This window comes from Micromonospora orduensis (assembly GCF_006228125.1).
In the GTDB taxonomy this organism is placed as follows: Bacteria; Actinomycetota; Actinomycetes; order Mycobacteriales; family Micromonosporaceae; genus Micromonospora; species Micromonospora orduensis.
In genome coordinates this window covers 1-13,323 of the sequence record NZ_VDFY01000184.1, presented here as the reverse complement: position 1 = coordinate 13,323, position 13,323 = coordinate 1, and the positions used below count along the sequence as shown (strand labels likewise).

Here is a 13,323-nt window from a genome sequence, read left to right as displayed (position 1 = left end):
CCCCCTCACCTCCGCCCAACCTAACCATCGACAGACGGCGGGCCACCGGTCGGCCGACTGACCCAGGCCGCTACGGTGTGCGGATGCGCGCGACGGCACGGGGTTGGACTGCGGTCTGGTTGGTCGTACTGGCCCTCGTCCAGGCGGCCGCCTTCCTCGCCGTCTGGCGGGTGGCCGTGCACACCGAGATCGGCCAGTGGGTGGACACGGTCGCCCTCACCGGCAACCGGATCGGCCAGGACCGCATCGACGGCCCCGTCGACCGGATCCTCAACGCGATGTCGGTGGTGTCCCTGGTGGCCGCCACCGCCGTGATCGGCTTCATCGCCCTCATCCGGGGGCGGATCGCGCTGGCCATCACCGCGACGCTGCTGATCGCCGGCGCGAACGTCTCCACCCAACTGCTCAAGTACGGGCTGAACCGGCCGGACTACGGCCTCGACCCGGAGCGGGCCGCCGTCGGCAACAGCCTGCCCAGTGGACACACGGCGGTGGCCGCGTCGGTGGCGGTCGCGCTGGTGCTCGTCCTGCCCCGCAAGGTGCGCGCGGTGGGCGCCTTCCTCGGCGCCAGCTACGCCGCCCTCGCCGGGGTGGCCACCCTCTCCGCCGGCTGGCACCGGCCCAGCGATGCCGTCGCCGCGTACCTGGTGGTGGGGGTGTGGGCGGCGCTGGCCGGTCTGCTCCTGCTCATCACCCAGCGGGAACAGGCCGAGGTCGCGCCCGGCGACGCGCACCGGATCGCGGCGCTGGTGCTCGGCGTGGCCGGTGTCCTCGCCCTGATCGCCTGCGGGCTGGCGCTGTCCTGGCTCGTCGACCTGCGCGGCACCGGGCCGGACGAGCTGAACCGCCGTCCACTCTTCGTCGGGTACGCGGGAAGCGCCGCCGGCATCGCCGGCACGATGGCGGTGGTGATGGCGCTGGTGCTGACCGTCGTGCACCGCCTCGTCCCCCGGGTCAAGGGCTGAACCGGCCGGTGGACGTGGTCCGTGCGGCGTTCCGGGCCGAGTGCGCCCGGCTCACCGGAATCCTCACCCAGCTGGACGACGCCGACCTCGACCGGCCGACCACCTGCCCGCCCTGGGCCGTGCGCGATCTGATCGCCCACGTACGCACCGGCGCCGGACGGCTGGCCGGCATGCTCGCCGCACCCGCGCCGCCGCGTGCCGAGGTGGACGCCGCGGGCTACTTCGGCGCGGCGAAGTTCACCCCCGAGATCGACGCCGCCCGGATCGACGCCGCCCGGATCGACGCCGCCCGGATCGACGCCGCCCGGATCGACGCCGCCCGGATCGACGCCGCCCGGATCGACGCCGCCCGGATCGACGCCGCCCGGTCCGAGGCCGGGTCGTCTACGGCTGAGCCGTCTGAGGCCGCGTGGATCGCCGGCGGCGGGTGGGATGGCGTGCCGGTGGGCCGGTCGACACTGCCAGGCGAGTTCGAGCAGTCCTGGCGGGCCGCCGACGCGGCGGTCGCGGCCGCCCCGCCCGAGCGGGTGGTCCGGACCCGGCACGGCGACGCGATGCGCCTCACCGAGTTCCTGCGCACCCGGGTGGTCGAGGTGGGCGTACACGGCCTCGACCTGGCGGTCGCGTTGGACCGGCCACCATGGCTCACCCCGCAGGCGGCGGCGGTGATCGCCGACCTGCTCACCGGTGGGCGGCCCGCACCAGCCGGGCTGTGCTGGGATCGGCTGACCCTGATCCGCAAGACCACCGGGCGGGCGGCGCTGACCCCCGCGGAGCGCGCCGAGATCGACGCCGCGGGCTTTCGCTGGTTGGCCTTCGGCCGCTGACGTACCTCGACACGCCCGCCGGGCGCGGCCGCCCCGACCCAACCTTGAGCCCCGGGATCCGCGCAACGTCACGGAAAGTGCTACCTCGCTGCTTGTGGAAGCAGCACTCTCCCCGAAACTGTGCGGATCGTGACGGCCGGCGGCGTCGCCTGGTCGTGGCGGGCCGGCCGAGCGGCCGGCGGTGGCGAGGTCAGCTCGCGGAGCGGGGTGCCGGGACGTGCGGGGCCACGCGGCGCAGGTGCGTCAGGACCACCGGGTCGATACGGCCGGGCACCAGCCGCTCCTCCAGGTTCTCCAACCCCGCCCACGAGTTCAGTGCCGCCTCGGGCCCGTCCCCGGTCACCGGGTGGCCGAGCGCGGTGAGCAACGCCGCCACCTCCTCGGCGACCGCGCCGCTCAGGTCCAGCAGGGTGGCCGGGTCGGGGCGGCTGAACAGCATGGTGTGCACGGCCAGCAGACGGCCCAGCTCGGTGACCGGGTCGGGGTGGTCGTCGACCCGCAGGTCGACAAGCACATCGCTGCCGCCGCCGTACCCGCCGCCGCGCTCGACCACCAGCAGCCCGGCGCTCTGCCGGCCACGCCGGTCCCCGCCGGCCTCGTCACCCGCGCGCAGCGCGGCGACCAGCCGCTCGGCGAACGGCAACGTCGACCCGGCCAGCCACGCGTCGGCCAGCGCGTCGACGACCTCCGGGCCGGTGAGCACGTTGCCCTGCGCGGCCCAGCCGTCGCCGGTCCGCCCGCCGGCCCACGGGTGACAGGACGATCCGGTCCAGCTCGCGCCCGGACCGGTGGCGGCCACCACCCCGAGCTGGCGGTGCTCCCGTTCGGGGTCCGCGGCGGTCAGACCGGCCACCACGTCGGCGGCGGCCACCCCGGTGCGCAGCAGGGTCAGCCCCTGGGGACGGTAGGCCAGGTTGACGTGCGCCTGGGCGGCCAGCGCGCCGACCTCGGCCTCCGCCGCGGGCACCAGCGCCCCGGCCGCGAGGAACTTGCTGGCCACGGCGACACCGTGCAGGCGGCCGTCGGCGGAGCGGGCGACGAGGGAGAAGGTCACCCGCCGAGATTAGCCCGCCGCAGGGCGCTGGCAGTGTCGTACACCGATGGGTCAGAACGGTGGCGCGGCCGGTTCCGGCGGAGCGCCGCGCGCCCGGCGGGCGTCGACGACCGCGACAGCGCCGAGCGCCAGCACCGCCACGGCGGCGGCGGCGAGCCCGGGCAGGTACCGCAGCGGCACGGCCGCCGCCACCAGCACCAGGATGGCGATCCACCGGGACGGGGAGACCCGGCCGAACACCTCGTACTCGAAGCGGGAACGGCCGGCCAGGAACAGCGCCGGCCCACCGAGCACCAGGGCCAGCCACGCCGCCGGGAACCGGTCCACCGGATGCTCGATGAGCAGCTCGTAGCCGATCGCCGTGGCGGAGAGGCCGACCACCATGACCAGGTGGGTGTCGGCGGCCGAGCGGCCGATGGTGGCGGGATGTCGGGCCTTCATCACCGCCTCACCCAGGATCCGACCGGCGCGCTGGACGTAGATCCGCCACAGCAGGATCGACGTGGCCAGGGCCAGCCCGAACGCCCACGCGTGCCCCGACCCGTACGTCCCCCTGCTGAACGCGAAGCCGGCCACCAGGATCGTCTCGCCCAGCGCGACGAGGAAGAACTGCTGGTACCGCTCGGCCAGATGCTCTCCGGCGATCTCCCACTTCGAGATCGTCGACCGACCCAGCCCCGGCACCGGCCAGCCAAACCGGGCGGCCAGGTACTCGATGGCCAGCGCCGCCGCCCAGAGCAGCACCTGCGGGTTGGTCGGCAGCACCGCTCCGCCGATCCACAACACCCCGGTGACGGCGAAGATCACCGCCATGCGGACCTTCAGCCGGCGGTACGGGTGCGGACCCAGCGCCAACGACAGGATCACCGGTCGGGACACCTGCGCCACCACGTACGCCACCGCGAACATCAACCCGGCCTCGCTGAACGCCCGCGGGATCGCCACCCCCATCACCATCCCGCACACCAGTGCGGTCAGGACGACCGTCTGGAGCGGGATCTTGTACGGGTCGTACCTGCTGGTCGTCCACGCCGTGCCCTGCCAGACGGACCAGAGTGCCAGCAGCAACAGCAGCGTCTTGCCGCCTCCGGTGACCGCCGCCCAACTCTCTCCCGGGCCGGCGCGCCGGTCAGGTCCTCGAACGCCCGCGCGGAGATCCGGGTGAGCGCGAAGACGTACGCCAGGTCGAAGAAGAGTTCAAGGAAGGTGGCCCGGCCGGGCGCCGCCGCCGCCGGGACCGGCTCCAGGCGTCCCGTCGCCCTGGAACCCATGCTCAGCGGCCTGAGCCGGTGGTCCGTTCCACCTCGAAGTCGTAGCACCCTTCGTCGGCGCGACAGCCGGAAACCGGCGATTCTGCCCAGTACGAAGATCTTGCTCGGGCGCCCCGTCAACGGGCACGATCGATCGGTGACGAATCGATGGGGCATGACCGTGCCGTTGGGCGGGATCGCGCTGAGCGACCACGAGGCCGTTTACACGGCCCTCGACCGGGCCGGGTTCACCGACGTGTGGTCGTCCGAGGTCGCCGGGGCCGACGCGTTCACCCCGCTGGCGCTCGCCGCCGCCTGGCAGCCCCGGCTGCGGTTGGGCACCGCCATCGCCCCGGTCTTCACCCGAGGCCCGGGCCTGCTGGCGATGAGCGCGGCGGCGCTGGCCGAGGCCGCGCCGGGCCGGTTCGCGCTCGGCATCGGCGCGTCCTCGCCGGTGCTCGTACGGGACTGGAACGCGGTGCGTTTCGAGGAGCCGTTCCGGCGTACCCGAGACGTCCTGCGCTTCCTGCGCGCCGCGCTGCGCGGCGAGACCGTCGACGAGGTCTACGACACCTTCACCGTGCGGCGGTTCACGCTGGAGCGGCCACCCGCCGTGCCGCCGCCGATCCTGCTCGCCGCGCTGCGTCCCGGGATGCTCCGGCTGGCCGGCGCCGAGGCCGACGGGGTGATCCTCAACTGGCTCAGCGCCGACGACGTGCCGCGCGCCCTCGGCGAGCTGGGCGAGCGCCGCGCCGGCTTCGAGGTCGCCGCCCGGATCTTCGTCTGCCCCACCGAGGACGCCACGTACGCCCGCGCGTTGGGCCGCCGGCTGATCACCAGCTACCTCACCGTCCCCGCGTACGCCGAGTTCCACCGCTGGCTGGGCCGCGACGAGGTGCTGGCGCCGATGTGGCAGGCGTGGGCCGCCGGTGACCGGCGCGGCGCCGGCGCGGCGGTACCGGACGAGGTGGTCGACGCGCTGGTGCTGCACGGCGCTCCGGAGCGGTGTCGTGCCCAGGTGCGCCGCTACGCCGACGCCGGCGTGGACGTACCGGTGATCGCGCTGCTGCCTACCCCGGAGGTGGCCGCCGGCGGCGCGACCGCGCTGCTCACCCTCATCGCCCAGCTGGGCACCGACACCGCAGGAGCCTCCGCGTGAACCTCACCGACCGGATCGTGGTGGTCACCGGCGGCGCCGGCGGCATCGGAGCGGCCCTGTCGCGCCGCTTCGCCGCCGAGGGCGCCGCCGCCGTGGTGATCGCCGACCTGGACGCCGACGCGGCGGACGCGGTGGCCGAGGGCATCGGCCCGGTCGCGCACCCCATCGCCCTCGACGTCACCGACGAGGAGCAGGTCCGCGACCTGGTCGCCGACACCGAGGAGCGCTACGGCCGCATCGACCTGTTCTGCGCCAACGCGGGCGTGACCACCGGTGGGGGAGTGGAGGTCGACGACGCCGGCTGGGACCGGGCGTGGCGCGTCAACGTGCTCGCCCACGTCTACTCGGCCCGTGCGGTGCTGCCCGGGATGCTCGCCCGGGGCGGCGGGCACCTGCTGCACACCTGCTCGGCGGCGGGCGTGCTGACGGCGGTGGGCGACGCCGCGTACACCGCGACGAAACACGCCTCGGTGGGGTTCGCCGAGTGGCTGGCCATCACCTACCGGGACCGGGGCATCCGGGTCAGCGCGCTCTGTCCGCAGGGCGTGGACACGCCGATGCTCGCCGAGGGCCTCGTCGAGGGTCACCTCGGCGCCCGGGTGATCGCCGCCTCCGGCGCGGTGCTCACCCCGGATCAGGTCGCCGACGCGGCCGTCGCCGGGCTCGCCGAGGAGCGGTTCCTGATCCTGCCGCACCCGGAGGTCGCCGACTACGCGCGCCGCCGCGCCGAGGACCCGGACGGCTGGCAGGCCGGCATGCGCAAGCTGATCCGCCGCCTGACCACCTGACAGAGCGCACGGGCGATCCCCCGGCCGCGGGAACGCGTTCCCCTTCGCCGGGGGAGGAGAAGCCGGTCCGCCGCGGTGGGAGTCGGCACCGAAGTCCTGATCAGCGCGCGGGTCGGCGGGCCCGGCGTAGCGGGGATGGGTGGATGGACCAGAGGAGGCGGCGCCACCAGGGGCGGGCGGAACGCAGGGTGGCCACGTAGCCGGTGGCCATCTCGGCGGCCCGGACCGCCTGGTCGGGCGTCACGGCGCCGGGGGCGAAACCCACCTCGTTGAGCAGGACCGCCAACTCGTCGACGCCGTCCGGGCTCCCGGCAGCCGCCGCGCCGTCGCCCGTTCCCGTGACACCGTCCGGGGCGGACGGTCCGCCGCCGGTACGGAGGGCTCGGGCGTCGGCGAGAGCCTGGCGGGCGTACCCGGCGACCTCGGTGGCCGTCAGGTCGTCGCCGACCGGTCGCCCAGCCAGCCGGAGCGCGTCGGTGACCTCCCGCCAGGCGCCGGCGACGCGCTGGCCGGGGTCGCCCCGGACGAGCCGGTCGCGGGTGAGGGAGCGGCGCATCGCCAACAGGGTGAGCAGCAGCGCCCCCACCACCAGCAGCAGGCCACCACCCCCGCCGGCGACCAGCACCGGCGTGGACAAGCCGCCGTCGACGGGCGGCCCGGCCGGGGCGGCCACCGGGTCCGACGAGGCGGTCGGCTCCACGGTCGGTGCCGGCGCCTCCGAAGGGGGCGGGTCCTCCGGTGTGGGCCGGAAGTCCTCCTCGACCGGCCTCGGCTCCTCGTTCGGGCGGGGCAGCGGGTCGAACGGCACCCACCCCAGGCCGTCGAAGAGCACCTCCGGCCAGGCGTACGCGTCACCGGCCCGCACCGGCCCCTGCCCGGTGGACCGGAACCCCACCACCACGCGGGTCGGCAGCCCGCTGAGTCGACCGAGCACCGCGAACGCCGCCGCGAACTGCTCCGAGGTGCCCTCCTGGCCACCGGCGTTGCGCGGTCCGAAGAGGAAGAAACCCAGATTCGGGTACGCGTGCCCGCTCGGCGCGTCGGCCACCACCCGGTAGTGCTCGGCCAGGAACTGCTCGATCGTCAACGCGCGCGCGTACGGGGCGCCGTTCTCCTCGGCGAGCTGGGTGGCGAGCCGGCGCAGCGTGTCCGGTACGCCGTCGGCCACCCGCAGCACCCGCGCCACCTCGTCACCGGCCGGCACGTTCGCGGTGGTCAGCAGATTGGTGTCCGGCCGCTCCCGGACCGAGGTCACCGTGTAGCGCAGCCCCGGTGCCAGCCCCTCCGGGCGGATCAGCGTCCCGGTCGCCGGGTCGTACGCCACCCGCGCGCCGCTCACCTCGCGGGGCGTCGCCACGGCGGGCAGCAGTCGACCGCTCAGCTCCGCCACGGTGATCTGCTGCCGGACGGTCTGGACCGTGCTGTCCCGCGCCGGCGTGGTGGCCGGCAGGATCCGGCCCGCGTTGCGGTACGACGCGCCGACCCGCCAGGTCACCCCGTCGTAGTCGCTGAGCACCGCCAACCGGATCCGTGGCCGGTCGCCCCCGTCCGCCGCCGGGGCGGCATCCCCGGCCGGGACGTCGGACGGCAGCGTGCTCACGTCGAGGAGCTTCTGCTCCGGGTGCAACGCCCACCCGGAGATCCGGATCAACGGGTTCTCGTCGAGCGACTGCACCTGCGGCGGCTCCACGTACCGGCGCGGGTCCACCGGCCGGCCGTCGACCTGCGCGGCGACCACCGGGCCGAGCAGGGCGACCAGCCCCACCACCAGCGCCACGCCGAGCGCCGAGCTGACGGCGAGTCGGAGACGCACGGCCGCGCGTACCCCGGGGGCCAGGTCCGCGCTCGGATCGCCGCTGGCCGGTGTCACGCCCGCCGGGACCGCCAGGCCGACCGCCGCGACGGCGACGAACGCCAGCGTCGGCCCGAGGGCCGGTTCGGCGTTCGGGCCGACCACGTAGAGGGCGGCGGCGTACAGCCCGGCCGCCGGCAGGTAGCCCAGCAGCACCCGACCGGTACGCAGCGCCACCTCCGCGCCGGCCAGCCCGGCCAGCCAGGCGGCGACCACCGGCACCAGCACCGTGTCCGGTGTGGGCTCCACCGGGATCATCGCGGTGAGCAGCCGGGGGATGCCGTTGCGCGCGGCGTCCGAGGTGACCTCCAGCAGGCTGCCCGGCAGGTCGGCGCGCGACGCCGCCAGCCGCAGCGACAGCAGCGTCCACCCGGCCATCGCGGCCACCGACACCGGCGCCACCAGCCAGGACGGCAGCCGTCGGGCGGCCACGCTTACCAGCACCGACCCGACCGCCGCGCCGATGACCAGCCGGGTCAGCAGGTCACCGGCGTACACCCGGCCGAGTACCACCCCGGCCAGCGAGGTCAGCCCGATCAGCGCCAGCGGGACCACGGCGGCCCGAAGCGCCCGCGTCACCACCGGCGCACCCCGTCCCACTCGGCGGCGAACTGCGCGCCGTCGGCCGCGTCGACCACCACCAGGCCCGCCGCGCCCGGCGGGGTCGGCTCGGCGGCGCCGAACACCCCGACCACCACCGACGGGTACGCACCGCGCAGCGCGCCCACGTGGCCCAGTTCGTCCCGGCCACCCGGCCCGGTCAGCACGACAAGCGTGTCACCGAGCCGGTCCTGGCGCAGCCGGGTGGTGGCCGCGCGCAACGCGTCATCGTCGTCGGAGAGTTCGGCGGCGGCGAGCCGGTCCAACGGGGCGGGCGAGGCGTCCGCGTCGCCGTCCCCGCGCTCGACCAACTCCGGGCCGACCAGCAGCAACAGCACCGGCAGGTCGGCGCGGTGCGCGGCGGTGACGACCGACGCCGCCGCCTCGCAGGCCGACTCGAAGGACTCCGCCACACCGTCCACCCGCTGCGGATGCGCGACCGCACGGTTGTCCAGCAGGACGACCAGACGCGGCAGGCTGGTGTCCACGTTCTCCCGCACCATCAGCTCACCCACCCGGGCGCTGGTGCGCCAGTGCACGCGGCGCAACTCGTCGCCCACCACGTACTCCCGCAACGAGTCGAAGGTGATCGACCCGTGCGGCACCCCGTCCACCCGGCCGTCGAGGCTGCGTCCCGCACCGGTAGGCACCGCCGTCAACGGATGGATCCGCGGGTGCACCCACACCGGCGTCGTCTCGCCGTACGGGCGGGCCAGCGCCACCAGCCCCAACGGGTCACGCCGCGTCACCCGCAGCGGCCCCACCGGCACCACCCCACGACGGTGGGTCGGCACCTCGTAGCGGACCTCGGTGTCCCGGCCCGGCCGTACCCGCAGCAGCGGCACCGGCACCGTGCGCTTCCCGCACCGGTCCTCGGCCAGCAGGTTCGCCGACCGTAGCCGCCCGGTGTTGCGCACGGTCACCGTCATGTTCGCCGGCTCGCCCCGGGCCACCCGGTCCGGGTCGGCCCGCCGGGTCACCGTCAGGCGGGGCCGCCAGGCCGCGACAAGCGCCGCGTAGCCGACCGCCGCCCCGGCCGCCGCGCCGAGCAGCGTCAACTCGGGGTACGCGAACCGAAACCCCATCCCCAACAGGACGACGGCGGCGACGAGCAGCCCGAGCCCTCGGGCGGTGATCCCCATACCGCTGCTGCCGGTCAGCCCTGCACCGGCGCCGGCTGCCCCGACGGCAGCGGGACCGGCACCGACGCGATGGCCTGGCGCAGCACCTCCGCCGCGGTCACCCCACGCACCTGGGCGTCCGGGGTGAGCAGCAGCCGGTGCGCGAACACCGCCTCGGCGAGCGCCTTCAGATCCTCCGGCATGATCCAGCCCCGCCCGTCGATGAGCGCGTACGCGCACGCCGCACGGGTCAACGCGATGACCCCCCGGGGACTGACGCCGACCCGCACCTGCGGGTGGGTACGGGTGGCGGCGGCCAACCGGACCGCGTACGCGTAGAGCGGCTCGGCGATGTGCACCCGACGGGCCATCCGGACCATCTCCCCGACGGTCGTCGTGTCGGTGACCGGAGCGAGCGCCTCCGGGGATCGCACCGTCGCGCCGCGCAGCACCTCCACCTCGACGGCCTCGTCCGGGTAGCCGACGGAGAGCTTCACCAGGAACCGGTCCAGCTGCGCCTCGGGCAGCCGGTAGGTGCCGTCCATCTCCACCGGGTTCTGGGTGGCCACCACGAGGAACGGCGACGGCACCGGATGCCGGACACCGTCCACGGTGACCGTGCGCTCCTCCATCACCTCCAGCAGCGCCGACTGGGTCTTCGGCGACGCCCGGTTGATCTCGTCGGCGATCACGATGTTGGCGAAGACCGGCCCCGGATGGAACTCGAAGTCCCTGCTCGCCTGGTTGAAGATGGTCACGCCGGACACGTCCGAGGGGAGCAGGTCGGGCGTGAACTGGATGCGCCGCCACTCACCCTTCACGGTGGCGGCGATGGCCCGCGCCAGGGTCGTCTTACCGACCCCGGGCACGTCCTCCAGCAGCACGTGACCCTGCGCGAACAGCGCCGTCAACGCCAGCCGCACCACCTGCGGTTTGCCGAGCACCACCGCGTTGACGTTCTCGGCCAGCCGGGCGGCCAGGGAGGCGAAGCCCTGCACCTCCGGCTGGGTGAGCGGCTCGTGGGTGTTCACGGTCGGCGGTGCTCCTTGCCTGGTGGCTCAGCAGGTGGGCAGGACGTTGATGTTGTCGCCGCCCTCCAGGTTGAGCCAGGCCCAGGGGATGTAGTTCTTCCCGCTGTACTCGACCTGCACCCACCAGGTGCTGCGCTTCTGGTTGTTGTAGATCCACGAGTCGACGTCCTCGCCCGACTTCTTGCAGTACGCCTGGAGCCGGCGGCCCGGCTTGGCCCAGCCCACCTGCTTGTCGTTGTCCTGCCGGGGGACGGAGAAGATCTCGTTGCCGTTGCGTTCGCCGGCAATCTCCTTGTTGCAGTAGGTGCGCTGGTCGCCGTCCGGGCCGTTGTTGCAGGTGGCGATGCCGTACAGCGGCTCGGTCTGCTGCGCCCTCGTGGCCGTGCCCTGACCGGCGGCGTTGCTCGCCGTCACCGTGAACGTGTACTTCGTGCCCGGCGTCAGCCCCGGCACCGTGATGCTGGAGCACGCCCCGGCCTTCGCCGGCTCACCCGGCGTACTCACCGAGCAGGTGGCCCTTCCACCGCCCGCGTCCACAGTGAACGTCACAGTCGCCGACGTGGCGGTCGCCGACGAGCCGGTCACCGTGACCCGCGGCTCGGCGACCGTACGCGCCGTCGTGGTGGCCTCGGGGCCCGGCCCCGCCTCGTTGACGGCCTTCACCTTCACCGCGACGTTCTGGCCGTTGCCCAGCCCGGTGACCGTGGCGCGGGTGTCCGTCGCCTCGCTGACCCGCCCACCGACATCCACCAGGTACTTCGTCACCGGACGGCCGTTCGCCTCCGCCGGCGCCCACTGCACGTCGACCGCGCCCGGCTGGTCGGCGACCGTACCGGCGCGCAGGTCGAGCGGCTTGCCCGGGGCCGCGAACGGCACCACCGTGTTGCTGACCGGGGAGGCCGCCGAACCGGCGCCCTTGCTGTTGACCGCCACCACGGTGAACGCGTACTGGGTGCCGAACTCCAGCTCCCCGGCGGGCACCACCAGCTCGGTCTTCGGCGACTCACCGGCCGGCGCGTTCGTACCCGCCGAGCTGGCCGTCACCGCGTACTTCGCGATCTTGTTGCCCTGCCCGTTCGCCGCCGGCCACTTCACCAGGACCGTGCCGTCCGGCGGGGCGGTGACGTTCATGGTGGCCGGCGGTCGGGCCGGGTCGGCGGTCGGGGTGATGGCCACGGTGGACCCGGGCCGGACCAGCTACACGGTCAACGGGTTGAGTACGCGGGTGGACTACTGCTTCACGGTGCTGGCGGTCTACTCCACTGACAACTTCGCGACCTCGGGGCAGGTTTGCACGGCGCGGGAACGGTCCACCCCGCCGAGCTGACCGGCCCCAGCCGAGCTGACCTGGTCGTCCACAACGCACACGCTGGGTATCCACAGGGGTGACGGTGCGGGTTCCCCCGGCCCCGGCCGGGCCATATGATGGCACCCGGCTCAGGGGAGGGGTCGCCGCGAGGCGCGCCACCTGCCACGACTCAGGGGAGGCAGCCGGCTGTGGCCAGCATCGATGACGCCGTGCGGACCGACGCCTCCCGCTCCCGGTCCCGGCTGCGCGGTGGGCTGGTGACCGTCGGCACGGTGACGGCGCTGTTGGCGGCCATGGGCTTGACCGTCCTGGGGTTGGGGGCGGCGGACAACGCGGTGGCCAACTACGACGCGAGTTCCTGGCTGTGGAGCGCGGCGCGCAGCGAGCTGGCCCGGGTCAACGGGGTCACCGCCCGGGTCGACACCCGCACCGAGGTCGCCGGCGCGCGTCGACACCCGATGCAGGTCACCCAGACCGATCGGCTGCTGATCCTGCGTGACCTGCAGAGCGGGCAGGTCAGTTCACTGGACCTGGCCACCCTGCAACTCACCGCGACCACCCCGACCACCCCCGGCCTCGGTGTGAGTGTGGCCCTGCACGAGGACGCGGCGTTCGTCGTCGACGCCGTGCAGGGCATCGTCCGGCAGCTCGATCCGCGTTCTCTGACGCCGGTCGGCGAGCCGGTGCGCTATCCCCCGGGCATCACCGGCGGCACGTTCGACGGCGAGGGGCGACTGTGGATCGCGGTGCCCAGCGAGGGCACCGTGTCGGCGGTGACCGCCGCGAAGCTGCCGTCCGCGCCGGCGTCGGGCGCGCCCACCGGCGGCGGGCTCAGCCCGGAGCGGGTCGAGACGTACGACGTCGCGGAGGCCAGCCACGAGCTTGTCGTCTCCACCCTGGACGACGGGGTGGCGGTGCTCGACCGGACGGCCGGGAAGCTGGTGCGGGTGCAGCGCGGTGAGGTGCGCCCGACGCCGTTGACGCTGTCCGGGCCGGCGGCGCTGCCCGCTCGCACCAGCGGGTCGCGCGTCCCGGTCACCGTGCCCGGGGACCGGCGGGTGCTGGTGGTGGGTGACGGTGGGCAGGAGCGGGAGTTCACGGTCCCGGGCAGTGGTGACCGGCTCAGCCCGGCGGTGGCGTGGGCGGACCGGTTCTACTGCGCGGACGAGGCCTCCGGCACGATCTACTCCTTCGACGCCGGCGGCCAACTGGTCGACACCATCCGTGGCCGGGCGAACGGGCCGCTGGAGTTGGAGGTCCGCGAGAACCACCTGTTCATCAACGCCCCCGACGCGGCGACCGCCCGGGTGGTGGACGACAAGCACCAGGTGCGCGAGGTCGACAAGTACGCCAACGACGTGCTCGGC

Annotated in this window: 10 protein-coding genes and 2 pseudogenes; 6 read left to right on the top strand and 6 right to left on the bottom strand. The window is 74.5% G+C overall.

Features of this window, described 5'->3' with window-relative positions; all coding sequences use genetic code 11:
• Positions 1-77: 77 nt before the first annotated feature.
• Both FHG89_RS20655 and FHG89_RS20650 read left to right on the top strand, forming a co-directional pair.
• The gene (locus FHG89_RS20655) at positions 78-965 is read left to right on the top strand and encodes a phosphatase PAP2 family protein (RefSeq protein WP_208761036.1); all 888 of its coding nucleotides are present in this window, start codon (positions 78-80) and stop codon (positions 963-965) included.
• A gap of 8 nt (positions 966-973) precedes the next feature.
• Positions 974-1,792, top strand: coding sequence for a maleylpyruvate isomerase N-terminal domain-containing protein (locus tag FHG89_RS20650; RefSeq protein ID WP_139586052.1), 819 nt, complete (start codon positions 974-976; stop codon positions 1,790-1,792).
• 190 nt (positions 1,793-1,982) lie between these two features.
• Here the strand turns inward: FHG89_RS20650 and FHG89_RS20645 are convergent, their stop codons facing one another.
• Together FHG89_RS20645 and FHG89_RS20640 are read right to left on the bottom strand one after the other, a co-directional pair.
• Entirely contained in the window at positions 1,983-2,846 is an 864-nt protein-coding gene (locus FHG89_RS20645) for a DUF1028 domain-containing protein (protein ID WP_139586051.1), read from the bottom strand.
• Between the two features lie 51 nt (positions 2,847-2,897).
• On the bottom strand, positions 2,898-3,914 hold the full coding sequence (locus tag FHG89_RS20640; RefSeq protein WP_244295666.1) for a low temperature requirement protein A: 1,017 nt from the start codon (positions 3,912-3,914) through the stop codon (positions 2,898-2,900).
• 357 nt (positions 3,915-4,271) lie between these two features.
• On the opposite strand from FHG89_RS20640, the gene FHG89_RS20635 reads away from it, so the two are divergent.
• Positions 4,272-5,255 carry an LLM class F420-dependent oxidoreductase gene (locus tag FHG89_RS20635; protein WP_139586054.1) on the top strand — a complete coding sequence of 328 codons (984 nt, stop codon included), beginning with the start codon at positions 4,272-4,274 and terminating at the stop codon, positions 5,253-5,255.
• Positions 5,252-6,043, top strand: a complete 792-nt coding sequence (locus FHG89_RS20630; protein WP_139586050.1) for an SDR family oxidoreductase — start codon at positions 5,252-5,254, stop codon at positions 6,041-6,043. Before FHG89_RS20635 ends, FHG89_RS20630 begins: the two co-directional genes overlap by 4 nt.
• 100 nt (positions 6,044-6,143) lie before the next feature.
• Here FHG89_RS20630 and FHG89_RS20625 read toward each other — a convergent pair whose 3' ends face one another.
• From FHG89_RS20625 to FHG89_RS20610, 4 genes and pseudogenes are all read right to left on the bottom strand, one after another.
• Positions 6,144-8,474 (bottom strand): transglutaminase TgpA family protein, encoded by a 2,331-nt coding sequence (locus tag FHG89_RS20625; protein ID WP_425280195.1) that lies wholly within the window; start codon positions 8,472-8,474, stop codon positions 6,144-6,146.
• Entirely contained in the window at positions 8,471-9,637 is a 1,167-nt protein-coding gene (locus FHG89_RS20620; protein ID WP_139586048.1) for a DUF58 domain-containing protein, read from the bottom strand. Before FHG89_RS20620 ends, FHG89_RS20625 begins: the two co-directional genes overlap by 4 nt.
• A gap of 14 nt (positions 9,638-9,651) precedes the next feature.
• A complete protein-coding gene (locus FHG89_RS20615; protein ID WP_139586047.1) occupies positions 9,652-10,647 on the bottom strand; it encodes an AAA family ATPase in 996 nt (331 codons plus the stop codon).
• A 27-nt stretch (positions 10,648-10,674) separates the two neighbouring features.
• Positions 10,675-11,817: pseudogene (locus FHG89_RS20610) on the bottom strand (fibronectin type III domain-containing protein); the annotation flags it as partial.
• Between FHG89_RS20610 and FHG89_RS20605 the strand changes: the two are divergent.
• Both FHG89_RS20605 and FHG89_RS20600 read left to right on the top strand, forming a co-directional pair.
• Positions 11,741-11,974, top strand: a pseudogene (locus tag FHG89_RS20605) (hypothetical protein); the annotation flags it as partial. The pseudogenes FHG89_RS20610 and FHG89_RS20605 overlap by 77 nt on opposite strands.
• A 170-nt stretch (positions 11,975-12,144) precedes the next feature.
• A partial coding sequence (locus tag FHG89_RS20600; RefSeq protein ID WP_482809822.1) for an NHL repeat-containing protein occupies positions 12,145-13,323 on the top strand: 1,179 nt, incomplete at its 3' end.

Coding starts and splice junctions, on each gene's coding strand:
- FHG89_RS20620 (WP_139586048.1), bottom strand. CDS start 9,637: ATGGGGATCACCGCCCGAGGGCTCGGGCTGCTCGTCGCCGCCGTCGTC.
- FHG89_RS20635 (WP_139586054.1), top strand. CDS start 4,272: ATGACCGTGCCGTTGGGCGGGATCGCGCTGAGCGACCACGAGGCCGTT.